Origin of the sequence: Streptomyces sp. NPDC051776 (assembly GCF_040681345.1) — a bacterium.
Classification (GTDB): domain Bacteria; phylum Actinomycetota; class Actinomycetes; order Streptomycetales; family Streptomycetaceae; genus Streptomyces.
Genome location: NZ_JBFAYQ010000022.1, coordinates 15,576 through 40,719, shown reverse-complemented (window position 1 = coordinate 40,719; position 25,144 = coordinate 15,576). Strand labels below are relative to the sequence as shown.

The 25,144-nt window shown below is 72.5% G+C and carries 23 protein-coding genes and 1 pseudogene; 8 read left to right on the top strand and 16 right to left on the bottom strand.

The genetic code is table 11. The features are described 5' to 3' along the window. Positions 1–219: 219 nt before the first annotated feature. Positions 220–1,944 carry a lipopolysaccharide biosynthesis protein gene (locus tag AB0M26_RS18425; RefSeq protein ID WP_365261974.1) on the bottom strand — a complete coding sequence of 575 codons (1,725 nt, stop codon included), beginning with the start codon at positions 1,942–1,944 and terminating at the stop codon, positions 220–222. Then, positions 1,941–3,197 carry a glycosyltransferase family 4 protein gene (locus tag AB0M26_RS18420; RefSeq protein WP_365261972.1) on the bottom strand — a complete coding sequence of 419 codons (1,257 nt, stop codon included), beginning with the start codon at positions 3,195–3,197 and terminating at the stop codon, positions 1,941–1,943. The genes AB0M26_RS18425 and AB0M26_RS18420 overlap by 4 nt, the downstream gene beginning before the upstream one ends. Before the next feature lie 185 nt (positions 3,198–3,382). Between AB0M26_RS18420 and AB0M26_RS18415 the strand changes: the two genes are divergently transcribed. Continuing rightward, on the top strand, positions 3,383–3,856 hold the full coding sequence (locus AB0M26_RS18415) for an adenylyltransferase/cytidyltransferase family protein (protein WP_365261969.1): 474 nt from the start codon (positions 3,383–3,385) through the stop codon (positions 3,854–3,856). Here the strand turns inward: AB0M26_RS18415 and AB0M26_RS18410 are convergent. Next, positions 3,810–4,538, bottom strand: coding sequence for a CDP-alcohol phosphatidyltransferase family protein (locus AB0M26_RS18410; protein ID WP_365261966.1), 729 nt, complete (start codon positions 4,536–4,538; stop codon positions 3,810–3,812). The genes AB0M26_RS18415 and AB0M26_RS18410 overlap by 47 nt on opposite strands. Positions 4,539–4,739: 201 nt before the next feature. Here AB0M26_RS18410 and efeO point away from each other — a divergent pair, with 201 nt between their 5' ends. Genes efeO through AB0M26_RS18390 form a run of 4 tightly spaced genes read left to right on the top strand, consistent with a single transcriptional unit; the run spans position 4,740 to position 9,133 of the window. After that, positions 4,740–5,885, top strand: a complete 1,146-nt coding sequence (gene efeO / locus AB0M26_RS18405; protein WP_365261964.1) for an iron uptake system protein EfeO — start codon at positions 4,740–4,742, stop codon at positions 5,883–5,885. Between the two features lie 38 nt (positions 5,886–5,923). Further along, entirely contained in the window at positions 5,924–7,252 is a 1,329-nt protein-coding gene (gene efeB, locus AB0M26_RS18400; protein WP_365261961.1) for an iron uptake transporter deferrochelatase/peroxidase subunit, read from the top strand. Next, a complete protein-coding gene (efeU, locus tag AB0M26_RS18395) occupies positions 7,252–8,286 on the top strand; it encodes an iron uptake transporter permease EfeU (protein ID WP_365261958.1) in 1,035 nt (344 codons plus the stop codon). Before efeB ends, efeU begins: the two co-directional genes overlap by 1 nt. Next, a complete protein-coding gene (locus AB0M26_RS18390; protein ID WP_365261955.1) occupies positions 8,273–9,133 on the top strand; it encodes a hypothetical protein in 861 nt (286 codons plus the stop codon). Before efeU ends, AB0M26_RS18390 begins: the two co-directional genes overlap by 14 nt. A 152-nt stretch (positions 9,134–9,285) precedes the next feature. Here the strand turns inward: AB0M26_RS18390 and AB0M26_RS18385 are convergent, their stop codons facing one another. Continuing rightward, positions 9,286–10,011 carry a bifunctional DNA primase/polymerase gene (locus tag AB0M26_RS18385; protein ID WP_365262120.1) on the bottom strand — a complete coding sequence of 242 codons (726 nt, stop codon included), beginning with the start codon at positions 10,009–10,011 and terminating at the stop codon, positions 9,286–9,288. Positions 10,012–10,162: 151 nt separating this feature from the next. Here AB0M26_RS18385 and AB0M26_RS18380 point away from each other — a divergent pair, with 151 nt between their 5' ends. Further along, positions 10,163–11,011: a glycerophosphodiester phosphodiesterase family protein gene (locus AB0M26_RS18380; RefSeq protein ID WP_365261952.1), complete on the top strand. Its 849-nt coding sequence runs from the start codon at positions 10,163–10,165 to the stop codon at positions 11,009–11,011. On the opposite strand, the gene AB0M26_RS18375 is transcribed toward AB0M26_RS18380, so the two are convergent. Next, positions 10,981–11,583 (bottom strand): TetR/AcrR family transcriptional regulator, encoded by a 603-nt coding sequence (locus AB0M26_RS18375; RefSeq protein ID WP_365261950.1) that lies wholly within the window; start codon positions 11,581–11,583, stop codon positions 10,981–10,983. The two genes, AB0M26_RS18380 and AB0M26_RS18375, sit on opposite strands and share 31 nt — an antisense overlap. A gap of 129 nt (positions 11,584–11,712) precedes the next feature. Here AB0M26_RS18375 and AB0M26_RS18370 point away from each other — a divergent pair, with 129 nt between their 5' ends. Beyond that, on the top strand, positions 11,713–11,979 hold the full coding sequence (locus AB0M26_RS18370; RefSeq protein ID WP_365261947.1) for a hypothetical protein: 267 nt from the start codon (positions 11,713–11,715) through the stop codon (positions 11,977–11,979). 121 nt (positions 11,980–12,100) lie between these two features. After that, entirely contained in the window at positions 12,101–12,913 is an 813-nt protein-coding gene (gene ddaH, locus AB0M26_RS18365) for a dimethylargininase (RefSeq protein ID WP_365261945.1), read from the top strand. A gap of 407 nt (positions 12,914–13,320) precedes the next feature. Here ddaH and AB0M26_RS18360 read toward each other — a convergent pair whose 3' ends face one another. The 11 genes and pseudogenes from AB0M26_RS18360 to AB0M26_RS18310 form a co-directional block, all read right to left on the bottom strand. Then, positions 13,321–15,000, bottom strand: coding sequence for a ricin-type beta-trefoil lectin domain protein (locus AB0M26_RS18360; protein ID WP_365261942.1), 1,680 nt, complete (start codon positions 14,998–15,000; stop codon positions 13,321–13,323). 261 nt (positions 15,001–15,261) lie between these two features. Next, on the bottom strand, positions 15,262–16,284 hold the full coding sequence (locus tag AB0M26_RS18355; protein ID WP_365261939.1) for a small ribosomal subunit Rsm22 family protein: 1,023 nt from the start codon (positions 16,282–16,284) through the stop codon (positions 15,262–15,264). 120 nt (positions 16,285–16,404) lie between these two features. Next, the gene (locus AB0M26_RS18350) at positions 16,405–17,661 is read right to left on the bottom strand and encodes a serine hydrolase (protein WP_365261936.1); all 1,257 of its coding nucleotides are present in this window, start codon (positions 17,659–17,661) and stop codon (positions 16,405–16,407) included. Further along, the gene (locus AB0M26_RS18345; RefSeq protein ID WP_365261933.1) at positions 17,631–18,944 is read right to left on the bottom strand and encodes a Bcr/CflA family multidrug efflux MFS transporter; all 1,314 of its coding nucleotides are present in this window, start codon (positions 18,942–18,944) and stop codon (positions 17,631–17,633) included. The genes AB0M26_RS18350 and AB0M26_RS18345 overlap by 31 nt, the downstream gene beginning before the upstream one ends. 305 nt (positions 18,945–19,249) lie before the next feature. Continuing rightward, positions 19,250–20,056, bottom strand: coding sequence for a DeoR/GlpR family DNA-binding transcription regulator (locus AB0M26_RS18340; protein WP_365261930.1), 807 nt, complete (start codon positions 20,054–20,056; stop codon positions 19,250–19,252). Between the two features lie 12 nt (positions 20,057–20,068). After that, positions 20,069–21,277, bottom strand: a complete 1,209-nt coding sequence (locus AB0M26_RS18335) for an NAD(P)-dependent alcohol dehydrogenase (protein WP_365261927.1) — start codon at positions 21,275–21,277, stop codon at positions 20,069–20,071. Beyond that, entirely contained in the window at positions 21,274–22,137 is an 864-nt protein-coding gene (locus tag AB0M26_RS18330; protein ID WP_365261924.1) for a carbohydrate ABC transporter permease, read from the bottom strand. The genes AB0M26_RS18335 and AB0M26_RS18330 overlap by 4 nt, the downstream gene beginning before the upstream one ends. After that, positions 22,134–22,934 carry a sugar ABC transporter permease gene (locus AB0M26_RS18325; protein ID WP_365261921.1) on the bottom strand — a complete coding sequence of 267 codons (801 nt, stop codon included), beginning with the start codon at positions 22,932–22,934 and terminating at the stop codon, positions 22,134–22,136. The genes AB0M26_RS18330 and AB0M26_RS18325 overlap by 4 nt, the downstream gene beginning before the upstream one ends. 211 nt (positions 22,935–23,145) lie before the next feature. Beyond that, on the bottom strand, positions 23,146–24,396 hold the full coding sequence (locus AB0M26_RS18320) for an extracellular solute-binding protein (protein WP_365262117.1): 1,251 nt from the start codon (positions 24,394–24,396) through the stop codon (positions 23,146–23,148). 35 nt (positions 24,397–24,431) lie between these two features. Further along, positions 24,432–24,614, bottom strand: coding sequence for a twin-arginine translocation signal domain-containing protein (locus AB0M26_RS18315; RefSeq protein ID WP_365262114.1), 183 nt, complete (start codon positions 24,612–24,614; stop codon positions 24,432–24,434). Positions 24,615–24,790: 176 nt separating this feature from the next. After that, positions 24,791–25,104 (bottom strand): annotated as a pseudogene (locus AB0M26_RS18310) (PhoD-like phosphatase N-terminal domain-containing protein); the annotation flags it as partial. Positions 25,105–25,144: the final 40 nt, after the last annotated feature.

Genomic DNA, 25,144 nt, shown 5'->3' with positions numbered 1-25,144 from the left:
CTCCGCGGGCAGATCTCCGACCGCCGTCTGGGCGGCGGGAGTTCTTCTTCGCGGCCTCGCGACCGGCCTCCCTTCCGGCCCCCCTTGCGGCCTCCCCCCGCTCGCCGCCGTCCGGGTCGCCCCCTCGTACGCCCCCTGAGGCGGCCGCGCCCCCCGGCCCGTGCACGGACCCGCGGGGCTGCTCCCCCTCCCCCGCGCCACCTCCGTGCCGCCCCTGCGTCACCGGCGTGGGGTGCGGACCGGGAGGTCCGCGGAGTCCACCGCGCGGAGCGCCAGCGTGCCCGGGCCCTCGGCCTCCGAGACCAGCAACTCGTCGGCGACGGACGACGGGGACGCCACGTCCTGGTCCGGCGTCGTGCGGCGCCGGGCACCCTTCGACGGGGCGTTCTCCCTGCGCTGCTTGCCGCTCTCTGTGTGGAGGACCGCTCCCAGCACCGTGCCGCCCGCGCCGTCGATGAGTTCGCGGATGCGGTCGAGGTCGTCACGGCGCACCTGACGCGGATCGCAGACGACCAGCACGCCGTCGACACGGTCGGCGAGCGCGATCGCGTCGGCGTACGAGAGCACGGCAGGCGCCAGTACGACCACCACCGCCTCCGGTGCGTCCGCAGTCGCGATGAGACGGCTGGCCGCTCCCGAGGTCAGCGCGCGGGCGACGTTGCGGACGCGGCCGCCCGGGATGAGGTCGAAGGCGCCGGACTCGCCCGCGTCGATGGGGAGTTCCTCGCCCGTCGGCCATCCGCCGTCGCCGCGCGGGGACGTACGGGTGGCCCAGCCGGGCCGGATGCCGTCGGCCGCGCGCAGCCGCGCCGCGAGCGAGGGGGTGCGCAGGTCGGCTTCGACGAGGAGGACGTCGCGGCCCATCTCGACGAAGGAAGCGGCGAGGTTCACCGAGGCGGCGGCCGCCGTGTCGATGCCGCCGCGCGGAGCGACGACCATCAACCGCCGCCGGTCGGCGAACCGCTGGTCGTAGGCGAGGCGAAAGGCCACGGAGCGGTACTCCTCCGCGAGCCGGCCTTCGGCGAGGAGCGGTCCGGGCCCCTTGCGGCGCCCGGCATGCGGCAGGGTGCCCAGTACGGGTGCGCGCAGGGCGCGTACGACATCGCTCTCGGAGCGCACGGTGGGGTCGAAGACCAGGCGCACCCACGCGCCGAGGAGGCCGAGGCCGATGCCGACGGCGGCGCCCAGGCCGAGGAGCATGGGCAGGCCGGGTCCTGACGGCGCGTTCGGCGGGGTGGCGGTGCGCACCACGAAGCCGGGTGTGGTGTCGAGGGCCTTCAGTTTGGTGATGTTGGAGTTCAGCTCGGAGATCTTGCCGACGACACCGGACTGGACGGACAGCGTGGTGTCCAGATTCCGCCCCTCGCCCAGGCCCGCGATCTGGTCGGCGAGTTCGTCGCGCTGCTTCTCCAGCGGCTTGAGCTGCTTCTGGTAGCCCTTGACCATGTTGTCGATCTGGGACTGGGTCTGCTGCCTGCGGTTGTCCAGATAGGCCTGGGTGAAGGCGTTGGCCCGCTTCGCGGCCGTTTTCGGCGAGGAGTCCGTATAGGCGAAGCGCAGCACCAGCGTGTTGGGCGGGTTGGTGACCTGGAGTCCGGCTTGCAGCCGCTCGGTGTCGTCCGGCATGCCGAGGTCCTTCGCGGCGCGTGAGGCGACCGCGTTGCTGACCGCGGTCTGCCGCTCGGAGCCGATGCTGACCTGCTTGTCGGGTGTGGAACTGCCGGGTGCGAAGGGGTCGATGGTGGCGGGCCGTACGGTGACCTCGCTCGTGGCCACGTACGACTTGCCGCCCGCCAATCCGATCCAGGCGCCGCCGAGCAGTCCGAGGACGACTCCGAACACCAGCAGAAGCCGGTAGCGCAGAAGTTGCCTGAACTGGTCGCGCAGCAGATCCGGTTCTTCGTGCGCCTGTGCCCCACCGGCATGATCCGTCATCGCTGTCATGTCCGAGCCCCCCTCGGCCGTGCGGGCGGGCCCTGGAGCGCCTCGTCGAGCAGCCCTGTGATCCGGGCCAGACCCGCCTCGCGGCTGAGGTGGGCGTCGACGTACTCCGGGCCGCGCGCCCCCAGCGCGTCCGCGGCGCCGGGGTCTTCTGCCAGCTTACGGACAGCGGCCAGCAGTGCGGAGGGATTCTCCGGCGGAACCAGAACTCCCGCTTCCGAGCGGAGGACCTCGGCGGCCGTGCCGCCCCGGTCGGCGACGGAGGCGACGACGGGCCGCCCCGCCGCGAAGTACGAGGTCAGCTTGGACGGGATGCTCATGTCGAGCACCGAGGCCCGCTGGGTCACGGCCAGCACGTCGGCGGCGGCGAGCACATCGGGGAACTCGCCCTCCTCGGCGGGCGGCAGGAAGTGGAGATTGGGCAGTCCGGCGCCGAGGGACCGCAGATGGTCCCGCTGATTGCCGTCGCCCATGAGGACGACGTGCACCGCGGGATCCTGCCGCGCGGCCTCGACGAGGACCTCCAGGCCCTGCTTGAGGCCCATGTTGCCGGAGTGCAGAACGACCGTGCGTCCCTCACGCCAGCCGAGGCGCGCCCGCATCTCGGCGCGCGGGCGGGATGGGCGGGCGACGTGCGACCAGTTGGGCACGAGCCGGATGCGCTCGCGCGGGACACCCATGGCCGCCACCTTGTCCACGAACGTCTCGTGGATCACGCCCACCAGCGTGGCGCAGCGCAGCACATGGGACTCGACCCGCCCGGCGGCGGCAGCGGCCCGGCCCCCGCCGCGGATGCCGCTCTGCACCGCAGCCGCGCCCATCAGGTCCTGCACGACCGGGACGTACGGGACGCCGTACCGCCGCGCCAGGCGCGCCCCGACGACGCCGCCGGCCAGGCTGGGGAGCTGGGCGAGCACCGCGTCGGGCCGGCCCGTCCGCGGCGGCGCGGCCAGTGAGTGGGCGAGGATAGACGCCTCGTACAGGGCCCGGCGCACCGCGGTCTGGCGTGCGGGCACGGTGTGGCGTCTGCGGTGGATCAGCACGCCCTCGCGCCGCTCCTCGGTCCGCCACACGCCGCGGTAGGCGGGGTCGGTCCGCCAGGCCGGGTAGTGCGGCATCCCGGCGAGCACATGGACTTCGTCCCCCTCGGCCGCCAGATGCTCGGCGATCTGCGTCGCGTACGGGCCGATTCCGGCCTGCTCGGGCGCGTAGTTGGTGGACACCAGCAGCAGACGCCGCCCCCCATGATCAGCCATGGCGCATCTTCTCCCCCCAGAGTCGATCAGATGCACCCTAGCTGTCGTGAGTCGGCCGCCGGTGCAACATGTCGTTTTTCTCTGACTGTTCGGCTTTCGCAATGTTCCTGTACGAGGGCGAGGGCCGGGCTATCGTCGTGCCCGGATGTGCTGGGGAGCGCATCGCACTTTGGGGGGTTCCATTCATGCCGCACACCGTGGGCTACGCGCCCGGGGTCTACGACCTCTTCCACGTCGGCCATCTCAACATCCTCAGACACGCCCGCAGCCAGTGCGACTACCTGGTGGCGGGGGTCGTCTCCGACGAGATGGCCGAGCTGGCCAAGGGTCGGGCACCGGTGGTGCCGCTGGTCGAGCGGCTGGAGATCGTCCGCTCCATCCGGTTCGTGGACGCCGCGTTCGTCGAGACCGTGCCGGACAAGCTGGAGACCTGGAAACAGGTCAGGTTCGACGTGATCTTCAAGGGCGACGACTGGCGGGGCACGCGCAAGGGCGACAAGCTGGAGCGCGACTTCAAGGCGGTGGGGGTCGAGGTGGTCTACTTCCCCTACACCGTGCACACGTCCAGCACTCAGCTGCGCCGCGCCCTCGACGTGCTCGCCACGCAGCCGGTCACGCCGGTCGTATCGCAGCCAGTTCCCGGAACCACTTCGCCGTGAAGGCCGCCAGGAAGAGGGCGTGCACGGCGAAGAGCGCCGTGTACGCCCCCAGGAACAGCCGCTCGCTGCCGAGCAGCAGGAAGACCGCACAGAAGACGCCGTAGTCCACGGGGAGAAGGGCGACGGCCCTGACGCGCGAGGGGGCGGCCGGGAGAGCAGTCGCCCCGGCCTTCGGCTTGAGCTTGTCGGTGAGCAGGCCCCCGAAGAACGTCAGCACGGCGGCGAACTGGAAACCGAGCGGCAGCAGCAGCCAGCCCGACCCCGGCAGGTCAAAGAATCGGTAAAAGGAAATCAGCACCGCGGCGTGCAGAGCGGTGATCTTCGCACAGTCCACGACGTGGTCGAGCCACTCCCCCGCCGGACTGCTCTCCTTCCGGAGCCGGGCGAGTTGACCGTCCGCCGAGTCGAACGCGAAGCCCAGCGCGAGCCCGAGATAGACGGTGAGCGCGAGCGGCCACGAGGGCGGGGTGAAGGCCAGCGCGGCGACCGCGGAGAAGCTGAACGCGGCGCTGACCAGGGTGACTTGATTGGGCGTCAGCCCGATGCGGTATGCCGCCGCGGCGATGACCCGCCCCGCCGGGCGGTTGATGTGGCGCGAGTACAGAGAGACGCCCTTGGCCGTCTTCTGGGCGCTGCGCAACTCTCGCAAAACAACACCGAACGCCATGGTTTGAGCCATCATCCCCCCAGATGTCGCACTCGTCCGCAAGCCGGACACAAAAGCCTCGATCATGATGACACGGACCACTGACGGCCGGTCCGGGCGATTCGCAGTGAGACGGGGATCACTGGACCCCCCGGAGCTATTGAGGTAAGCCTCAGATAAGTTAGGGCGGCCTCACCCGCCACCGCCACCGAGTGTCCGAACCTGCCTGGAGCCCGCATGCGAGCCGTCCGTAACCCCTCTGGTGCCGCCGTCGCCCTGGCCGCCGCAGCGGCCCTCACGACGATCGCCGGCTGTGCCGACAAGAGCGACGACAAGAGCTCCGACGCCATCGAGGTCACCGCGTCCGACTCCGCGTGCGAGGTCTCGAAGAAGGAATTCCCCGCGGGCCATGTGACGCTCGCGGTGGAGAACACCGGCGGCAAGGTGACCGAGGTCTACATCTACGCCCCCGGCGACCGGATCGTCACCGAGCGGGAGAACATCGGTCCCGGTACCACGGCCGAGATCACGGCCGAGGTGAAGGCCGGTTCGTACGAGATCGCCTGCAAGCCCGGCATGAAGGGCCACGGCATCCGGCAGAAGGTGAATGCCACCGGCGAGAGCGCGCCGAGCAAGCAGGACCCGCGCCTGGACAAGGCCGTTGCCGAGTACCGCCGTTACGCGCAAGCGCAGGCCGACGGGACACTGCCGAAGGTCGAGATCTTCACCGAGGCGGTGAAGAAGGGCGACATCGAGGGAGCCAAGAAGGCGTACGCACCCTCGCGCATCGGCTGGGAGCGCACCGAGCCGGTCGCCGAGTCCTTCGGTGACATCGACCCGAAGGTCGACCTGCGCGAGGACGGTCTGGAGAAGGGCCAGGAGTGGACGGGCTGGCACCGTCTGGAGAAGGCGCTCTGGCAGGACCGGAAGATCGGGGCCAAGGAGAAGGAACTCGCCGACACCCTGGTGAAGGACCTGCGGGACTGGCAGAAGCGGGTGGGCAAGGCCGAGATCAACCCCACCTCCATGGCCAACGGCGCCAAGGAGCTGCTTGACGAGGTCGCCACCGGCAAGGTCACCGGCGAGGAGGAGCGCTACAGCCACACCGACCTCGTCGACTTCAAGGCCAACATCGAGGGCGCTCAGAAGGCCTACGAGCTGCTGAACCCCGTCGCGGCCGCGAACGACCCCGACCTCGTCGAGGAGCTGGACCGGCAGTTCGCCGCGCTGAACAAGCTCCTCGACGCCTACCGGAAGGACACGAACTCGTACGAGTTCACCTCCTACGACAAGGTGGGCAAGGCCGAGCGCAAGGAGCTGTCGGACGGGGTCAACTCCCTCGCCGAGCCGCTGTCCAAGCTCGCCGCGGCCGTCGTCAAGTAACAGCCACCGCACGTCAACCAGCAGGGAGAGACGCGTCGATGACCGCCGACAGGACCGACCCGACCCCCGGCGCCGAGCCAACCGCGGGCAGTGACGCCAACGGCGGGGCCAAGGCCCCCTCCCGTCGCTCCCTCCTCGGATGGGGCGGCGCAGGACTCGCGTTCGGAGCCGCCGCCGCGGGCGGCGCCGCCGTCGCGCTGTCCTCGGGAGGGGACGACGCGCAGGCGGTGGCGAGCCAGGGCGCGGCCGTGCCGTTCCACGGCGAGCACCAGGCCGGGATCGCCACACCCGTGCAGGACCGGCTGCACTTCGCCGCGTTCGATGTGAAGACCGACTCGCGCGAGGAGCTGGCCGGCCTCCTCGAGGAGTGGACGAAGGCGGCCGCGGCCATGACTGCCGGCCGTGCTGTGGGCGAGGGCGCGGTCGGCGGCATACCGGAGGCGCCGCCGGACGACACGGGCGAGGCCCTGGGCCTCAAGCCGTCCCGCCTCACCGTCACCATCGGCTTCGGCCGCACGCTGTTCGTCAAGGACGGCAAGGACCGCTTCGGCCTGAAGTCCGCGCTGCCGGACGCGCTGATCGAGATGCCGCTGTTCGCGGGCGACAACCTCGACCCCGACCGCAGCGACGGCGACATCTGCGTCCAGGCGTGCGCCGACGACCCGCAGGTGGCCGTGCACGCGATCCGCAATCTCGCCCGGATCGGGTTCGGCAAGGTGGCCATCCGCTGGTCCCAGCTCGGCTTCGGCAAGACCTCCTCCACCACCCCCGACGCGCAGACCCCGCGCAACCTCATGGGCTTCAAGGACGGCACCCGCAACATCGCGGGCACCGACGCCCCCGCGCTGCGCAAGCACGTATGGGTCTCGGAGAAGGACGGCCCGGCCTGGCTCGCGGGCGGGAGCTACGTCGTCACCCGCCGCATTCGGATGCGCATCGAGACCTGGGACCGCACCTCGCTCAAGGAGCAGGAGGACATCTTCGGCCGGACGAAGGGCGATGGTGCCCCGTACGGCAAGCGGCGCGAGCGCGACGAGCCGGACCTCAAGGCGATGCCCGAGGTCGCGCACGTCCGCCTGGCGCACCCGGACAGCAACGGCGGGGCGCGCATCCTGCGCCGCGGCTACTCGTTCACCGACGGCACGGACGGGCTCGGGCTGCTGGACGCGGGGCTGTTCTTCATCGCCTACCAGCGCGATGTGCGCACCGGTTTCGTGCCGGTCCAGAAGAGCCTGGCGCGCGACGAGCTCAACGAGTACATCCAGCACGTGAGTTCGGGCCTGTTCGCCGTCCCCCCGGGCGTCCGGGGCAAGGACGACTGGTGGGGCCGGGAACTCTTCGAGGCCACCGGGAAGAAAGGCGCCTGATGTTCGCCAACTTCCTCATCGGGCTGCGCGAGGGGCTGGAGGCCTGCCTCGTCGTATGCATCCTGATCGCCTATCTGGTCAGGACCGGACGCACCGATGCGCTGCGGCCCATCTGGACGGGCATCGCCATCGCGGTGGCCCTCAGCCTGGGCTTCGGCGCGGCGCTGGAGTACGGCTCCCAGCAGCTCACCTTCGAGGCACAGGAGTTGCTCGGCGGCTCCCTGTCCATCGTCGCGGTCGCCCTCGTGACGTGGATGGTCTTCTGGATGCGGCGCACCGCACGGCACTTGAAGGCGGAGCTGCAGGGGAAGCTCGACCAGGCGCTGGCCGTCGGCACGGGCGCGCTGGTGGCGACCGCGTTCCTCGCGGTGGGCCGGGAGGGCCTGGAGACCGCCCTGTTCGTGTGGCGGGCGGTGAAGGCGACCGACGACGGCACGTCACGGCCGCTGATCGGCGTGGTACTCGGGCTCGCGACGGCCGTGGTGATGGGCTGGCTGTTCTACCGCGGCGCCCTGCGCATCAATCTGGCGAAGTTCTTCACCTGGACCGGCGGTCTGCTGGTGGTCGTGGCGGCGGGCGTGCTGGCGTACGGCTTCCACGATCTGCAGGAGGCCCGGTTCCTTCCGGGGCTGGGCACCAAGGCGTTCGACATCAGCTCCGCCATCCCGCCGGACACCTGGTACGGCACGCTGCTGAAGGGCACGGTGAACTTCCAGCCGGATCCGACAGTGCTGCAGGTCGTCGTTTGGGTGCTCTATCTGGTACCCACCCTCGCGTTCTTCTTCGCCCCCGGTAGGGTTGCGCCGACTCAGGCCGCCTCGAAGGAGTCCCCGAAGGAGCCCCGCCCCGATGATCCGCAGCGCGCTGCATCCCAGCCCCGTGATGCCGAGGCGGAAGAGCACCGGTCCGGAGTCCGTGACGCGGCCGAGAACCACCGTGCTGCTGTCGGCCGCGGCCCTGCTGGCGACGGTGCTGACGGGGTGCGTGACGGTGCACGGCGAGCGGGAGATCGTCCCGGCGGTGTCGAAGGCTGACGCGCCAAAGGCCCTCGAGGAGTTCACCGAGGGCTACAACACCGCGTACCGCACGTCGAACCCCGCGGCCCTCGCCCGGGTCGAAACGGGGCCGCTCCAGGCGATGAACCAGCCCGGGGTGCAGGCCCAGCGCGAGACCCGTCCCGCGGGATATCCCGACTACCCCGAACTGGAGCTGACGGACGCGAAGTTCACGATCCCGAAGCAGGCGGGCTGGCCGAAGTTCTTCCTGGCGGACACCGACAGCAACCGGGACGACAACCGCTGGCTGCTGCTCTTCGTCCGGGACGGCGCGAAGCAGCCGTGGAAGGCCGCGTATCTGTCGATCCTGAGCCCTGACGAGGTGCCGGAGTTCAAGACGGACGAAGAGGGCTGGGCCGAACCGGTCCCCCGGCGGGCGGCGCGGGGCCTGGCGATGGCTCCGGGGCGGCTGAGCACCGCGTACACCCGCTACCTCAAGGCGGGCAAAGGCAAGAGGTTCGCCGAGGGCCAGGCCACGACGGGGCAGATCGAGACGCGCAAGAAGCTGCGCAGGACCGCGCAGTTCTGGACGGAGTACATCGACCAACCGGCGAAGCCGCCGCAGTACGCCCCGGTGGCGCTGCGGCTGGCGGACGGCGGGGCGCTGGCGTTCTTCGCGGCGCACCACGCGGAGAAGCGGACGATGGCCGAGGGCTTCCGGATCGGCGAGATCCGGGACAGTACGGCGAAGGCGCTGGTGACCGGGAAGCCGCGGAAGTGGCTGTCGCTGTCGCGGATCTCGGAGTCGGCGGTTCGGATACCGCCGCAGGGGCCAGTGGTGTTCCTCAACCGCCTGGAGGGTGTGACGTCGGCGAAGGGCGGCTGACGAGACGGGACCCGCGCGCCGCGGATGGGCGGGCCCGGCTGGGGCTCTCCGCGGGCTGGTCCGTCCGGGCGGGCTCGCGGAAATCACGACTCCGGCAGGACAGTGCTCGGCGCGCGGGCTCCGGCGGGCGGTGCTCAGGAAGGGCCGCTCGCTCAGTGGCGCAGCGGCCATGCCGCTGATTCGTGCCCCGCGTCCTCGTCGGCGTACTTGGCGCACGCGTCCGTGAGCGTCTCCAGCAGCGTCAGCGGATCGGGCAGCGGCCGTTCGGGGCCGCGCAGCCAGGTCACCGAACCGTTCGACGGCAACCGGGCCGGGGGTACGAGCACATAGCTGCCGCGGCAGTGCCAGCGCAGGCCCGGATGCTCGTCCATCGTCTCCGGGTGGCAGTCCAGCTCGCACGGCCACCACTCGTCCTCGTCGTCCGGGGTGCCGCGGGTGGCGGTGAAGAACAGCACGCGGCCCTGCGGACCCTCGCCGCTCACCGCGACCGGGCCCACGTCGACGCCCTCGGAGTCCAGCCGCGCGAGCGCGCTGAGCCCGGCCTCGGCCGGAACGTCGAGGACGTCGTGGTCGATGCCGGTGGCGGTGATGAAGTTGGCCTCGGGTTCGGTCTGCAGCCAGCGTGCGACCTGCTCGGGATCGGTGGAGGCCTGGGTCTGCCAGGCGAAGGAGACGGGGTGGCGGCCCGGGGTGGGACAGCCGATACGGTCGCAGGAGCAGCCGTAGCCCTCGGGATAAGCGGCCTGGGCGAGAGGGAATCCGGCGCCGGCGGCGGCCAGCAGCAGGTCCTCACGGGCGTCTGCCGGGCCCGTACCCGCGCTCGTCCCGCTCCTCGGACGACGGCGCAGCCATGTGGAGAACCTGCTCTGCCGTTGCATGTATCCCCTCACTTCGACCCGTTGTCCGATCAATGCTGCCACCATCCTCCTCCTCGGGTGGCCCGAGTCCGCATCCGGGGTGCCCGGACGCGCCATCCACCTGGCCCCTCATGCAAGGCATGTCAGGAAATACGGACCTAGCGTTGTCTTCATGCTCACAAGGTCGCTGCTGGCGGGGGTCCTTTCGATCTCCCTGGCGGGGCCCGTCGTCCCCGTCGACCCCGGTCGCAGGATCTCCGCGGGCCGTCTGCCCAGGGTCGTCTACGTCGCCCATCGCGGTGGCGCCCTGGAGGTACCGGAGAACTCCATGTCCGGGCTCGCGGCCGCGCTGCGCAGCGGCGTCGTCCAGGTCCTCGACTTCGACACCCGCATCCTGCGGGACGGCACGGTCGTCGTCATGCACGACGCCACGCTGGACCGTACGACGGGCCGGGCCGGGCCGGTGCGGAATCTCACGCGCGGCGAGTGGCGGCGGGTGCGGCTGCGCCCGGCGGCGGGACTGCCGGGGCGGTGGCGGCCCGAGCGCCCGCCGACGGCGGCCGAGGTGCTGGACCGGTTCGGCGGACGGACGGTGCTCATGCTGGAGGCCAAGGACCCGGACAGCCTGCCCGGACTTGCCCGGCTGATCCAGGAGCGCGGGCTGGAGGACTCCGTGTTCGTGAACACCAACCGTCCGGCCGTCGCCCGCGAGGCGCACCGGAGGGGGCTCATGGCGCAGCTCTGGCGCTCGGCCCGCCAGATGCGGCACGACCGGCCCGCGGAATGGCGGGATTTCGTCGACCTGCTGGATGTCGACCACCAGGCCCGTGACGTGGATCTGCGGCGGGCGGTCGCGGCGGGCATCCCCCGGGTGTGGGCGCACACGGTGAACACCCCGCGCGACCGCGACCGCGCGCTGCGGCTCGGCTGCAATGGCATCATCACGGACGCTCCGGGCCTGCTCGCGGCCGCGTCGGTCCGGGGCGCGCCTCAGCGCGGGGCGATACCGCGCAAGGCGTAGTCGACGACGGTGTCGGCGTAGGCATGGGTGAGCGGCATGGTGCGCTGCAGCCAGCGCTGGGAGAGCGGTCCGACGAGCAGTTCCAGGGCGATGCGCGGTTCGATGCCGTCCGCGACCTGACCGGCCTTCTGGGCGGCGCGCAGCCGCTCGACGTAGAGCTGGAGCTGCGGTTCGAGGATCCGTGAGACGAACTCGGCCCCGAGTTCGGCGTCGATGACGCCCTCAGCGGCCAGCGCGCGGTACGGCAGATCGAACGCGGGGTCGTTGAGCTCGTCGACCGTGGCGCGCAGGACGGATTTGAGGTCCGCCTCGAGGTCGCCGGTGTCCGGCAGTTCGCAGTCGCTCTCCGCGGAGTCCTCGGCCAGGGCGACGAAGGCATCGAGGAGAACGGCGGCCTTGGAGGGCCACCAGCGGTAGATCGTCTGCTTGCCGACGCCTGCGCGGGCGGCGATGGCCTCGATGGTCAGCCGGGGGTAGCCGACCTCTCCGACGAGTTCGAGGGAGGCGTCGAGGATCGCGCGGCGGGACCGCTCACTGCGGCGGGCCGAGTCGGGGGTACGGGTCTGGGCCATGGCATGAAGTTACCAGCGCGAGGCGAGACGTTTCGTCTTTACAGGAGGACCAGATACCTGCCCCCTGGTGGCCAACGAGACGAATTGTCTCGCTGACGCGATGAGCGCCGCGGAGCCGAGGAGGACCTCATGACCCGGGGCTGCACGAGCCATCCGCTCGGCGTCGACGGTACCCACGCCAACCTCCCCCGCTCCGCGCTGCGCGGCGGCGACCGCGGCGACCGCAGTGACCGCGGCGACCGCAGACAGGGCGGCGGAGCGGACCCGACGGCCGGAAAACGGGAGCTGCCGCGGAAGTTGGCGGTGGTGAGGGGGCGGAGAGCCGGGGCGGAGAGCCGGGGCGGAGAGCGACGGAGCGGCCCGGAGGAAACCCGGGGGAACCGGCCCGGCGCCTGACGTTTTCCCGGAACCGGCGAATCATGTGAACAGTCACTGTGACGAAACGGGCGTGAGGGGGGAACATGTGAGCGCGCGGGCAGCCAGCCTCCGCGCTTCACCACACCCGTGAGGAGTCTCCTTGCGCCCGACCTTCACTCCCCGCCGGTACTTGATGTGCCCCCCCGCGCACTTCAAGGTCACCTACTCCATCAACCCCTGGATGGACCCGTCGAAGCCGGTGGATCTCGCTCTCGCCGTCGCGCAGTGGGAGGACCTGCGCGACCGCTATCGCGCTCTCGGCCACACCGTCGAGGAACTCGAACCCCGGCCCGACCTGCCGGACATGGTCTACGCCGCGAACGGCGCGACCGTCGTCGACGGGCGGGTACTCGGCGCGCAGTTCGCACATCCCCAGCGCGCCGACGAGGCCGCGGTCCACCTCGAGTGGTACCGCGCCCACGGCTTCACCGAGATCCGGGAGCCCGAGCACATCAACGAGGGCGAGGGCGACTTCGCCGTCACCGAGTCCTGGCTGCTGGCCGGGCGCGGTTTCCGCAGCAGCCCGCTCTCCCATCCCGAGGCCCAGGAGTTCTTCGGCCGTCCGGTGATCGGCCTCGATCTGGTCGACCCGCGCTACTACCACCTCGACACGGCGCTCTGCGCGCTCGGCGGCGACGAGGTGATGTACTTCCCGGCCGCCTTCTCGCCGGGCAGTCGCGCCGCCCTCGCCCGGCTCTTCCCCGACGCCATCATCGCGGAGGAGTCGGACGCGGCGGCCCTCGGTCTGAACGCGGTCTCCGACGGCCTGCACGTGCTGCTGCCCCAGGGCGCCGTGGGACTCTTTGAACCGCTGCGGGAGCGGGGTTACGAGCCGATCGGGATCGACCTGTCGGAGCTGCTCAAGGGCGGCGGCAGCGTGAAGTGCTGCACGGCGGAGCTGCGTCCGGCGTAGCGCCGCGCCGCACGGCGATGTGCACACGGCGATGTGCGATGCGCGGCGACGCGGCGACGCGGCCCTGCGGCGACGACGCGCCGTACGGCAATGACCCATGGCGGCGATGACCCATCGCGGGGGTGACGCGCTACCGCGGTCCCGCGATCCGGCGAAACCGTTCGCCGGATCGCGGGCGGCGGCTCCCCCGTATCCGGTGCCCGGCACATCCGCGCATGCCGCAGGTGAGTACCGGCGAGAGCGACGCAGGCCTTCACGACCCGTGTTCGTCGTGCAGGCCTGCGTCGTCGGAGCGCGGCGATCATGACCGGCCGCATGCCCGGCCGTGGAGCGTTGCCCCAACGCGGATCCCTCGCCCGGCCGTTCGCCCGCACCCGCCCCCGGCCCCTCCTCGCCTGGCACCGTGGCTACGCCGCCGGTGGCGACCCCGCCGTCCAGCGCTGCGCGTCCCCGGCCTCGACCGGGCGGAGTCCGACCTTGGCGCCGGGCACCGAGTCGAGCGGTGTCAGCGCGAAGTCCGGGGCGATCAACGGCCGTACGGTCCCCGATGGATCGGCGGTGAAGACCAGGTTCTGCGGCTGGTCCCCCTCGATCGGGTTGCAGGGCCAGATGCCGGTGTTCTCCTGCGTGTTGCCCTGTGAGTCGAGGCAGAAGTCCGGGTCGGCCCGCAGATGGACGAGCCCCTGCTCGTCCAGGCGCCACTGCTGCGAGGGCGATCCGTTGCACGGGACGGTGATGACGTCGGGTCGCTTCTCGAAGTCCGGGGACTCGACGTCGAGGCACAGCCCGGAACCGGCGTTCACCACCGGCGTGAACGTGCCGCCCAGCACGGCGGGTGCCGTCGCCGAGGGCCGTTCCGGCGCCGTGCGCGTCGGCGTGGGCTTTCCGGTCGCTCGCGACCGGGTCCGCGACGGCGTGGCCTTTTCCGGCGGCCCGCTCGTCGTGGCCGTCGAAGTGGCCGCCGTCGGCGTCCGCGGGGCCGGGACGGGCGGGGGCACCGCGTCGCCGAGGCCCTCCGCCGAGCGCTCCCCCGCATCGGGAGTCAGCAGCACCACCGCGCTGACCGCCACCGCGGCCATGACGACGAGGATGAACGGCAGGGCCCACCGCTCTATCACGGCGGCACCGCCGCCCGGGCGGGAGACGGGTGCGGCACCCATGGCCGGAGCGGCCGCCGCATCGTGAACGTCCGGCGTCGCGGTCGTGGAACCGGTGGAGCCGCGGGGCGGGCACGCAGCCACGTACTCCGCTCCGCCCCACCCGAGCAGGGCATCGGCCATGGCCGCCCGAGGATCCGCCGCGAGCCTCTCCAGTTCCTCGGTCGCACGCGCGCAGTGCGGGCACTCGGCGAGATGTTCGTCGAGGTGTTCGTCGCGCTGCCCGCCATCCGCCCGGGTCGCGGCCTCGATCAGGCGCTGGAAACCCCGGCAGGCCGGGTCACGGGCATCCTCCGCGTATCGCTGCGCAGAGGCCTGGTGCAGGGCGTCCAGCGCCTGGGACCTCTCCTCCGGTACGGACGTCTCCACCACGCCGAGGAGAAGGGCGACTTCGGCGGGCGGTTCCTCCTCCACCACCCCGTACCAGAGCAGGCCGCGGGTGCGGAGCGGCAGCCCGTCGAAGGCGGCGCGCAGAGCCGGTGACGCGCCGGTGGGCGGGCCGTTGTGAGATTTCCGCCCTTCCCGCTCGATCCAGTCGGCCAGTCCCGGGGCCAGCCTCGTCTCGCGGCCGTCGGCGACCCAGTCCGACACCAAGTCCCGTACCAGCAGCAGCAGATGGTGCCCCCACGGTCCCTCCGGGTCGACGCCCCGGCACGTCTCCGCCGCCGCACGGGCGAACGCCTGGGAGCCGAGTTGCTCGGCGGCCTCCTCGCTCCGCGTGGCGAGCCGGGCGTACGCGAGGACGGCGGGCGTGTGACGGCGTCGGAGTTCCCGTATGGCCGGGCCCGCTACGGGCGCGCCCGCCTGCACGCGCCGGGTGAGTTCGGTGTCCGGCGTGCGGGCCGCGTCCGGTGTGCCGCCGGTGTCCACGGGCGGTGCGGCCCCCCGCCCGGCCGACCGGTCCCCGGACGGCTTCGGTGGCTTGGGCACCTTCTCGGCTCCTCGTACGTGCTCACAGGTGTGCGAGAGCGGGGCGAAAGCCGTCGTGCCTGCGCGTCAGGGCCCGGCCGGTGACCGGCCGCCCCGCGCCCGGCCGTGATCGTAAGTGCCGTCGACCGCGCTGCGCAACCGATTGCGCAGCCACCGGAGCGGAGGGTTCCGCGGCCCGGTGGGCACGCCGCATTCAGGGAGGTGGACACCTGGTTCAGAGGGACACCTGGTCAGGGGGCAGGCACCGGCTCCCGGCGCTCCTCAGGGCCAGGTGCCGCCCCACACCGTGTCCCGCGCCGCCCGGTACAGCGGGCCATGTCGCTTGGTCACCGTCGTACGCCGCAGGCCCTCGTCCTGCGTGCACAGGTCCAGCAGGACTTGGCCCTTGCGGAGTTGGGGGCGGCGCACCACGCGTGCCTGTCCATCGGGCACGGCGTCGCGGACCGCGGCCACATAGCTGAACTTCTCGTCCTCGTACGGCAACGAGCCCCGCTTGACCTGCCGGTGCAGGGACGAGCGACCGACCCGGGCCGCGAAGTGGCACCAGTCCTTGCCCGGTTCGATGGGGCAGGCGGCACTGTGCGGACACGGGGCGACGACCCGCAGGCCCGCCGCGATCAGCCGCTCGCGCGCCGCGATGACGCGCTCGTAGCCGTCCGGGGTGCCGGGCTCGACCAGCACCACGGCCCGCGCGACGCGCGCCGCCTCCGCGACAAGGGTCCGGCGGGCCTCCTCGGCCAGCTCCCCCAGCACATACGAGACCGTCACCAGGTCCGTGCCGTTCGGCAGGGCGAGCCCGCCGCCGATCGCCGTGCGGTGCCACCGGGCCGCGCGCAGCACGGGTGGGCCCGAGTCCGCGGCGAGTTCGCGGCCGACGGCGAGCGCGGGCTCGGACCAGTCCAGCACCGTCGTGGGCCGGTCCTCCGGCTCCGGCCACGCCTCCGCGACCGCCCAAGCGGCGGCGCCCGTGCCGCCTCCCACGTCCACGTGGCTCGCCGGGGCCCAGCCCGGCAGCCGGTCGCGGAGGGCGGCGAGCGCGGCGGTCGCGGCCTCGAACGTCGCGGGCATCCGGTACGCGGCGTAGGCGGTGACGTCGGAGCGGTTGCGCAGCACGGGCGCATCGGTCGGGGTGGCCCCCCGGTAGTCGGCCATCAGCCGCTCCACGGCCTGCGCGGCCTGACGCGGCGGCAGCCCGTCGAGCAGCCGGGCGAGCGCGGTCCGCAGCTCGTCGGCCCGGTCGGGCGGTGTTCCGGTGCCCGGACGGGCTGACTGGGCGGAGTGCACGCGCCCGAGTCTAGTGCCGCCCCTGCCGAGGTCTGCCCGGCAGCCGTGCTCCCCGGGCTGCTCGGGCCGCGCGGGCACGCTCAGCGGCACCCCGTCAACCCGGCAACCCGGCACCCCGGCTCAGACCTCCCCGGCCCCCGGCGCCCGTACCGCTCGCGCCAGCCGCGTCGCGGCGGCGGCCCGGGGGCGGCTGTCGGCGGGGCGGCGACGGGGATGGACGGTGGTGGCGAGCAGGATGAGGAACGTGTCGGTGACCCGATCCACAACCAGGCTCGTGCCCGTGAAGCCGGTGTGCCCCGCAGCCCCCCGCCCGGCCAACTCGCCTATGAACCAAGGCTGGTCGGTCCCGAAGCCGAGCCCGGGCGGGCCGAGCAGCGCGTCGACGGACTCCGCCGCGAGGATCCGCTCGCTTCCGTACACGCCGCCGTTGAGCAGCGTCCGGCAGAGCACGGCCAGATCACCGGCCGTGGAGAAGAGCCCGGCGTGCCCGGCCACTCCCCCGAGCGCGTACGCGTTCTCGTCGTGCACCTCACCGCGCAGCATGCCGCGGTCGAGCTTGGCCCAGGGGCGGCGCTGGTCCTCGGTGGCGGCCACGTCGTCGACGGTGCCCAAGGGTCCGAAGCCGGTCGCCGTCATGCCCAGCGGCCCCGTGACCTGCTCCCGTACGAGCACGTCCAGCCCCTGGCCGGTCAGCTGCTCGAGGACCGCCTGGAGGGCGATCAGGTTCAGATCGGAGTAGAGGTAACCCGTGCCGGGAGCCACGACGAGCGGTTCCTCCCACAGCAGGGCGAGCCGGTCCGCGCGGCCCTCCCGCTCGTGGAAAGGCAGTTCAGGCCGCAGACCGGAGGTGTGCGTGAGGAGCTGCCGGACGGTGACGGCGGCCTTGCCCGCGGCACCGAAGGCCGGGACGTACGCGGCGGCGGGCCGGTCCAGGCCCAGCCTGCCCCGCTCCACCAGCTGGACGGCGACGACCGCGGTGAAGAGCTTGGTCAGGGAGGCCAGGTCGAAGCGGATGCCGGTGTGCATCGGCACCTTGGCCCCGTCCGCGTTCGCGTTCACGGCTGCATCCTGCCGCGGGGCCGCTGCCCGGTCCGCGGCCGCGCCGGGGTCCGGCAGCTCGACGCCGCGGCCGGTCCTCGCGTCGTACGCCGCGTACCGCACGGCCCAGCCCGCCGCCTCGCGGACGGCCACGACCGGGCCTCGCCCGGCGAACACCACCGCCCCCGCGCACCAGGGGTCCTCGCCCTCGGTCAGCCGCCGGACGTCGCGCACGAGCAGATCCAGCTCGGCGGCGTCGAGCCCGGCCTGCGCCGGGGTCCCGTCGCGCAGCACCGGTGCGCCGGCGGTCAGCCGGTCGTGTGGTCCTTGGCGCCCCATGGGCGGCACAGTCCCAGGAAACAGACCACGGCCGCCAGCGCACACACCAGTTGGACCAGGGCCATCGGCCAGGCCGTGTGCTCACCGGCGACCCCGACGAGCGGCGAGGCGATCGCGCCGACGAGGAAGGCGGTGGTGCCCAGCAGCGCCGAGGCCGAACCGGCGGCATGCGGCGTACGGGTCAGGGCCAGCGCATTGGTGTTCGGCAGCACCAGGCCCATGGCGGACATCAGCACGAACAGCCCGGCGGCGATCGGTGCGAGCCCGACCGGGCCGAGGACGCCGGAGGCCATCAGCAGCAGCGCGACCGCCGCCGACGTGATGAGGGCGAGCCCGGTCGCCAGGGTCTTGTCCAGGCTGACCCGCCCGGCAAGCACCTTTCCGTTGAGCTGGCCGACGCCGACGAGCCCGATCGAGTTGAGGCCGAAGAGCAGGCCGTAGGTCTGCGGGGTGGCGCCGTAGATCTCCTGGACGACGAAGGGCGAGGCGGAGATGTACGCGAAGAGCACGGCGAAGGCGAAGCCGCCCGCGAGCATGTAGCCGGTGAAGACCCGGTCGGCCAGCAGCCCACGGACAGTGCGGAGGGTTGCGCCCAGCCCGCCGCTGTGGCGCCGCTCCGGCGGCAGGGTCTCCTCCAGCCACCGGGCGGCGACGAGGGTCAGCAGGGCGCCGACACCGGTGAGGACGTAGAACACGCCGCGCCAGTCCGTGATGCGCAGCACTTGGCCGCCGATGAGCGGGGCGACGACCGGGGCGACGCCGGAGACCAGCATCAGCGTGGAGAAGAAGCGGGCCATGGCCGCGCCGTCGTACAGGTCGCGCACGATCGCGCGGGCGATGACCAGCCCGGCCGCCCCCGCGAGGCCCTGCGCCAGACGGAAGGCGATGAGCATCCCCGCGGTGGGGGCGAAGGCACAGAGGGCGGTGGCGACGACGTAGAGGACCATGCCGGCGACGAGGGGACGGCGGCGGCCCCAGCGGTCGCTCATCGGGCCGACGACGAGCTGGCCGAGCGCCATGCCCGCCAGGCAGGCGGTGAGGGTGAGCTGCACGGTCGCGGCGGGGCTGTGCAGCGATTCGGTGACCTCCGGCAGCGCCGGGAGGTACATGTCCATCGACAGCGGTGGCATGGCCGTGAGTCCGCCGAGGATGAGGGTGACGAGCAGTCCGGCGCGACGGCCCGAGGAGGGAAGCGGGCGGTCGGGCGCGGAACTCGCCGGACGGGACCGGCGCGGGGTGGGGACGGGTATCTGTTCCGGTCTGGTCGGGCCGGTGTCCGGCATGCGCCCCTCCATCTCGTCGAATCCCTCCCATGCTCTCAGCACGGCACGGAAACGGAACGGTCGAGGTGGGCCGGACGGTGGCGCCCGGACCGTCGCCACCACGACCCCGCGCCTCCGCGGGGGCGGCGCGGCCGTACGTGCGCCCGGCCGGGGGCCTCCGCGCCTCCGCGGGGGCGGCGCGGCCGTACGTGCGCCCGGCCGGGGGCTTGCGCAGCTCCGCGGGGGCGGCGCGGCTCCGTGAGGGACGGTGCGGCCGTACGTGCGCCTGGGCGGGCGCGGCCGACTCCGCGGGCCGCGTCAGCCGCCTAAGCCGAGGGCGCCCCCGGGTCCACGGCCTCCACCGCGACCCCAAGGGCGCGGATGGCCGCGGTCTCCTCCTTCGAAGTGCCGGTGTCCGTGATGACCGCCGCGTAGGCGGCGACCGTGCCGTACGCGTGGGTGGCCGTCTTGCCGAACTTCGAGTGGTCCGCCAGGAGCAGGGCGCTGTCCGCGGACGCCAGCATGGCCTCCTTCACCTCCGCGTACTCCCGGAGGGGATGGAAGAGACGGCCCTCGAGGACGGCGGTGGCCGACATCAGGGCGACGTCGGCGTGGATCCGGGCCAGGCCGCGGCTGACCTCGGGACCCGTGCAGGAGCTGAACTCGCCGTGGTAGCGCCCGCCCAGGAGGGTGACGTCCATCCCGGGCGAGGACCCGAAGCGCTGGGCGAGGCCGATGGAGTTGGTGACGACGGTGAGCCGTCCGAGCCGGGCCAGGGCGTCGGCCAGTGGGTAGAGGGTGGTCGAGTCGTCCATGAGCACGGTGCTCCCGGGGGCGATCCGGCGCGCGGCGGCGGCGCACAGGGCCCTCTTCTCCACGACCCCGGTGCCCTCGCGGAAGCGGGTGGCCGTCTCCATGGTCAGGGCGGGGAAGGCGACCGCGCGCCCGCGCTCCTTGCGCAGCAGATGCCGCCCGGCCAGGTCGTCGAGGTCGCGGTGCATCGTCATCAGGCTGACGTCGAACCGGGCGGCGAGGTCGTCGATGCGGGTCTCGCCGTGCTCGGCGACGTACCGCAGGACAGCCTGCCGCCGCTGCTCGACTGCGGCCTGCGACAGCCGTGCCTTGGCGGGCACGCGGTCCCCTTCCTACTCCCGGCCCGCGTCCGGCCGGTTGAGCTGCGGACGTACGAGGGACTTGATCGCGGTCCGGTCGCGGGCGCTCACGGTCAGCGCCTCCTCGGCCTCCTCCAGACCGTAGCGGTGGGTCGCCAGCCGGTCGAGCTCCACCTCACCGGACGCGGCGAGCGCGATGGCCGTCGGCCACGTGTTGGCGTACCGGAAGGTGCCCGTGACTGTGATCTCGAAGTTTTGCACATGGGCCAGCGGCAGCGGGACGGAGTCTCCGCCCATGCCGACGAGCACCGCGTGCCCGGCGCGTCCGACGATCCGTACGGCCTCGTCCACGACTGCGGGTACGCCCGAGCACTCCAGGAGGACGTCCGGCTCGAAGCCGCTGTCCGCCGGCCGCGTCCTGCGTGCGTCGAACGTGGCGGTGGCGCCGAGCCCGCGGGCGGCCTCCAGGCGGTGGGGTTCGATGTCGGTGACGACGACCTCGGCGGCCCCCAGGGCTCGTGCTGTCTGCGCCGCGACCAGGCCGATCGGCCCCGCGCCGGTGACCAGTACCCGGGAGCCGGTGGTGACCGCGCCCTTACGGCAGGCCCAGACGCCGACGGACAGGGGCTCCAGCAGCGCGGCGGCCACAGGGCTCAGCGACGCCGGTACGTGATGGGCGAAGTCCTCGTCGACGGCGACGTATTCGCACAGTGCGCCGTCCACGGGCGGCGTGGCGTAGAAGGAGACGCCGGGGCAGAGGTTGTAGCGGCCCCGGCGGCACTGGGCGCAGCGCCCGCAGGGCACGCCCGGTTCGATCGAGACGAGGTCGCCGGGCTCGTGGCGGGCCGCCCCGGGGCCGAGGGCGACGACCGTGCCGCTCGGCTCGTGGCCCAGCACCATGGGGGCCCGGACGACGAAGTCGCCGATCCTGCCGTGCTCGTAGTAGTGCACGTCGGAGCCGCAGATGCCGACCGCCTCGATACGTACGAGGACCTGGCCGGGGCCCGGCTCCGGCACCGGGCGCTCCTCCACGACGAGTTCGCCGGGTGCGCGGAGGACCGCGGCACGCATCAAGTCGGGGCGGCGGGCGGGCAGCGGGGCGACCGGTGCGGAAGCCATACGGCGGGCAGCAGTGCTGCCCTCCGAGATGCCGCGCACCGAGGTGTGGTCGACGGGCCGGCCGGCGGCGGAGGTGCGGGCGATCGGCGTCCGGCCGGCGGCGGAGGTGCGGTCGGCGCTCATTCTCCGGTCACGGCTCCCATGGTCAGGCCGGTGACCAGCCACCGGCGTACGGCAAGGCCGACGAGCATCATCGGGACCACCACGACGGTGCCGATGGCGGTCAGTTGTCCCCAGTCGATGCCGGTCTGTGTGACGAGCCGGCCGGCGGCGAGCGGCAGGGTCTGGGTGTGCGGCCCGCTGAGCACCAGCGCGAAGGCGTAGTCGTTCCAGGAGAAGACCAGGCACAGAACGAAGGTGGTGACGAGCCCGGGGCGGGTCAGCGGCAGCACGACATGGCGGAACGCCTGCCAACGCGTGCACCCGGCGACCTGCGCCGACTCCTCGAGGGACGGTGGCACTTGGGCGAAGAAGGCGTTCAGCAGCCAGATGGCGAACGGCAGATTGAAGCTCAGATAGGCCAGCACCAGCCCGGGCAGGGTGTCGATCAGGCCGAGGAAGCGGAAGATCAAGAAGATCGGCAGCACGACGGCCGCGGCGGGCGCCATGCGCGTGGAGATGATCCAGAACGACAGATGGCGTTTGCCCCGCATCGGGGTGCGGGCCAGGCCGTAGCCGCTGAGCGCGCCCAGGGTGGTCGCCAGCAGCGCGGAGAGCCCCGCGGCGACCACGCTGTTGGTCAGATACGGCCAGAGGTTGTTGGAACCGCTGAAGAGATTGCGGTAGTTGTCCAGAGTCGGGCCGAACCATACGTCGGGCGTCGGCGCCGTGACCTCGCCCGTCGGCTTCACGGACGACAGCGCCATCCAGCCGAGCGGAACGAGCGTCCACACCAGCGCGACGGCGACCAGGACGCGGACGAGGATGCGCGAGGCACGGGTGCCGCGCTGCAGCGGCGCCGCGCCCGAGGCGGTGGACGTCATACGGCCGGCCCCTTCCGGTCGAGGAGAGTCACGAACCAGCGGGCCACGACGGTCGTCACGGCCAGCATCAGCAGGCCTGTCACGGCGGCGTAGCCGAAGTCGAAGAAGCGGAAGGCGGTTTCGTAGAGCTGGACGGACGCGGTCCTGGTCGCGTTCGCAGGACCGCCGCCGGTGGTGTTCCAGATGATGTCGAAGTAGCGCAGCGCGTCCATGGAGCGGATGAGCAGCGCCACCAGCAGTACGGGCGCGACGCACGGCAGCACGATGTGGCGCAGCGTCCGCAGCATCCCGGCGCCGTCGAGCGCCGCCGCCTCGAGCAGCCCGGCGGGTACGGAGGTGAGTCCGGCCAGGGCGATCAGCGCGACGAGCGGGGTCCACTCCCAGATGTCCATCAGGGTCACGGCGGCGAAGGCCGTGGTGGCGTCGGCCATCACATCGCCCTGGTAGCCGAGTTGGCGCAGCGCCCAGGCGTAGAGCCCGAAGGTGGAGTCGGTGAGGAAGCGGCCGAGGAGGCCGACGATGACCGGTGCCACGAACATCGGGAGGAGGAGCAGGCTCAGGGCCGCGTTGCGGCCGCCGCGCAGTCGCCACAGGCAGATGGCCAGCGCCGTGCCGAGCACCATCTCGCCGCCCACGGTGAGCGTGAAGTGGACGGCGGTGCGTTTCCACGCCCAGGCGGTGTCGGGGTCGGTGAACAGCCGGGTCCAGTTGGTGACGCCGACGTCGTCGAGGCGCAGTCCGCCGAGCAGATGGACGCGCGCGAAGCTCATGGCCACCACGGCGGCGAACGGCAGCACGGAGACGGTCGGCGAGCACCAGCAGCCCGGGAGCCATCAGCCGCCCGGTGAATCCGGGGAGGGGGAACCGGGCGCCGCGGCGGGGGCTTCCGGGTCCGGTACGGGGTGGACGGGGCGCCGGGACCGTCCGGTTCGCGGGGGCCGCGTTTCCGCCGTCGCGTACGGCGCCGTCCTTGCGGTGTGCGGGGGTCACGGATGCGGGCACGTCAGTTCACCCACCCTCGGGCGACGATGCGGTCGATACGGTCGGCGGCTCCTGCATCGCCTCGGCCGGCTTCGTGTCACCGGCGAGCATGCGGGACACCTCGGTGAAGAGGGCGGTGTCGCACTCGCCCCACATCGGGATCTTGGGACGCAGGCCGATGTTCCCGGGCTTCCAGGTGTCGCGGACGGCGTCGGAGCTGAGCATGTTGGGCATCTTGGAGGGCCGGTGCGCGGCGTCGGCGACCTCCTGCCGGGCGTAGACGGAGGTACGGGTCGGGGTGCCGCCGCCGACCTTGCTCGCCAGGACGGTGACCTGGGTACGGGGCGCGGTGGCCCAGGCGAGGAACAGCCAGGCGGCCTTCTGCCGGCCGGGCGGGATGGTGTCGGAGACGGCGATGCCGGTGCCGCCGTACATCCCGGCGGAGCGCACGGGCCCCTTCGGCAGCCGGGCGTAGCCGACCTTTCCGGGCATGGCCTGCTCGTTGGCGGCCGCGTACTCGTGCCAGTTCGGGCACATCGCGAACCGGCCGGAGCGGAAGGCGGATCCGACGCCGTCCCAGTCCCAGGTGCGGGATGCCGGGTCGGCGACCGAGAGCAGCCGCTCGTAGAACTCGGCGCCCGCGACGGCCCGTTCGGAGCGCAGCCGGCAGGGACCCGGGTCGTCGGTGCCGAGGCGCCCTACGGCCGGACCGTCGTCGAAGTAGTCGCCGCCGTACGCCCAGAGCAGGTTCGAGAAGTCGCACATCAGGGAGTCGTGCTGCTTGGCCTTGTGTCCGGTGCCGTACTGGACGTCGTCGGTGCGGTCGTTGAACCAGCGCGCTGTGGCGAAGTACTGCTCCCAGGTCGAGTCGGCCGACGGCATCGGGTCGAATCCGAGGTCGTCGGCCATCCGGTCGCGGTGCTTCTCGAACAGGTCGGCGCGGTACTGCCAGACCATGGTCGGGCAGTCGTAGGGCAGCGCGAGGACCTTGTCGCCGTCGCGGAAGCGGCCGGCCGCGTCGAGGTGGCTGGGGATGAAGTCGCCGAATCCGCCGGGCAGCCCGGGCAGCGCGGGGTCCTCCTGGAACGCGCGCAGATCGGCGAACGCCGGGGCGTACGGGGCCAGGACGAGGTACGGGTCGGCGTAGACAACGTCGTACTCACCGTTGCCGGAGGCGAAGTCGAGGGCGACCTTCTGGGCCAGGGCGGAGAGCTCCAGGGTGACGATGTTGACCCCGATTCCGGTCAGCTCGGTGAAGGGGGCGAGGTCCGCGGCGATGGCCGCGGTCGGGGCGGTGTTCTCCGAGATGAAGTTCAGGGTGGTGCCGGCGTACTGGCGCCAGGTCCCGGCGTCTGCGTCGGCGACCGCATCGGGCCGCCCGCCGCGGCGGAGAGCAGACCCGCAGCCCCGGCCACGGCTGCGCCGCGCAGGAGGGAGCGGCGGCTCAGCGGCGGCGTCGGTGGTCGTGCGGGGAGGGGCGGGGAGCGGAAGGGCATGTCGGTGCGTCCCTTGGAGTCGGCGGGCGCGACGGGCGCGAACTCTGACGGGCCACATTGTTAGCAGAAGAATGCGCTGTTGTTAACACATCTTGCGAGAACTTCTCGGAGAAGAGTGGTGCACGGGCCGCCGCCGGCACGCTCCGGGCCGCGCGACGGCACGTGCAGTACGCGTCGGCCAGTTCCCAGTCCACCGCGATGCGGGCGTTCGGCAGGCCGTTGCCGGGCTCGTACGGGCTGGGGGCGAGCCGGTCCACAGGACGACGGAGCCGGGCAGCGGATCGCCCGAAGCGACACCGAGCGTGAACGGATCGGCGGTGACGGCCTTGCGGGCGTCGGCCTCTGCGGCCTGGGCACTCCCCGGCAGGTTGGTGGCGAAGGCGAGCGCGGCGGCGGCCCCGGTGACGGTGAGGAAACGGCGCCGCCCGAGGTGTGCGGCAGCGGCGCGGAGCTCCCGGTGGTACTCCTGCTGGTATGACGTGCGGGTCATCTACCCCTCCCCATACGGGTGTTGTCAGGGGAAGTGCAGT

What these genes read in the sequence shown, in the direction of transcription:
- AB0M26_RS18345 (WP_365261933.1), bottom strand. Translation starts at nt 18,944, where the DNA reads ATGCCGGACACCGGCCCGACCAGACCGGAACAGATACCCGTCCCCACC.
- AB0M26_RS18415 (WP_365261969.1), top strand. Translation starts at nt 3,383, where the DNA reads ATGCCGCACACCGTGGGCTACGCGCCCGGGGTCTACGACCTCTTCCAC.
- AB0M26_RS18380 (WP_365261952.1), top strand. Translation starts at nt 10,163, where the DNA reads ATGCTCACAAGGTCGCTGCTGGCGGGGGTCCTTTCGATCTCCCTGGCG.
- AB0M26_RS18315 (WP_365262114.1), bottom strand. Translation starts at nt 24,614, where the DNA reads ATGCCCTTCCGCTCCCCGCCCCTCCCCGCACGACCACCGACGCCGCCG.
- AB0M26_RS18335 (WP_365261927.1), bottom strand. Translation starts at nt 21,277, where the DNA reads ATGAGCGCCGACCGCACCTCCGCCGCCGGCCGGACGCCGATCGCCCGC.
- efeB (WP_365261961.1), top strand. Translation starts at nt 5,924, where the DNA reads ATGACCGCCGACAGGACCGACCCGACCCCCGGCGCCGAGCCAACCGCG.
- AB0M26_RS18425 (WP_365261974.1), bottom strand. Translation starts at nt 1,944, where the DNA reads ATGACAGCGATGACGGATCATGCCGGTGGGGCACAGGCGCACGAAGAA.
- AB0M26_RS18420 (WP_365261972.1), bottom strand. Translation starts at nt 3,197, where the DNA reads ATGGCTGATCATGGGGGGCGGCGTCTGCTGCTGGTGTCCACCAACTAC.
- efeU (WP_365261958.1), top strand. Translation starts at nt 7,252, where the DNA reads ATGTTCGCCAACTTCCTCATCGGGCTGCGCGAGGGGCTGGAGGCCTGC.
- efeO (WP_365261964.1), top strand. Translation starts at nt 4,740, where the DNA reads ATGCGAGCCGTCCGTAACCCCTCTGGTGCCGCCGTCGCCCTGGCCGCC.
- AB0M26_RS18330 (WP_365261924.1), bottom strand. Translation starts at nt 22,137, where the DNA reads ATGACGTCCACCGCCTCGGGCGCGGCGCCGCTGCAGCGCGGCACCCGT.
- AB0M26_RS18385 (WP_365262120.1), bottom strand. Translation starts at nt 10,011, where the DNA reads ATGCAACGGCAGAGCAGGTTCTCCACATGGCTGCGCCGTCGTCCGAGG.
- AB0M26_RS18375 (WP_365261950.1), bottom strand. Translation starts at nt 11,583, where the DNA reads ATGGCCCAGACCCGTACCCCCGACTCGGCCCGCCGCAGTGAGCGGTCC.
- AB0M26_RS18410 (WP_365261966.1), bottom strand. Translation starts at nt 4,538, where the DNA reads ATGATGGCTCAAACCATGGCGTTCGGTGTTGTTTTGCGAGAGTTGCGC.
- AB0M26_RS18350 (WP_365261936.1), bottom strand. Translation starts at nt 17,661, where the DNA reads ATGGGGCGCCAAGGACCACACGACCGGCTGACCGCCGGCGCACCGGTG.
- AB0M26_RS18370 (WP_365261947.1), top strand. Translation starts at nt 11,713, where the DNA reads ATGACCCGGGGCTGCACGAGCCATCCGCTCGGCGTCGACGGTACCCAC.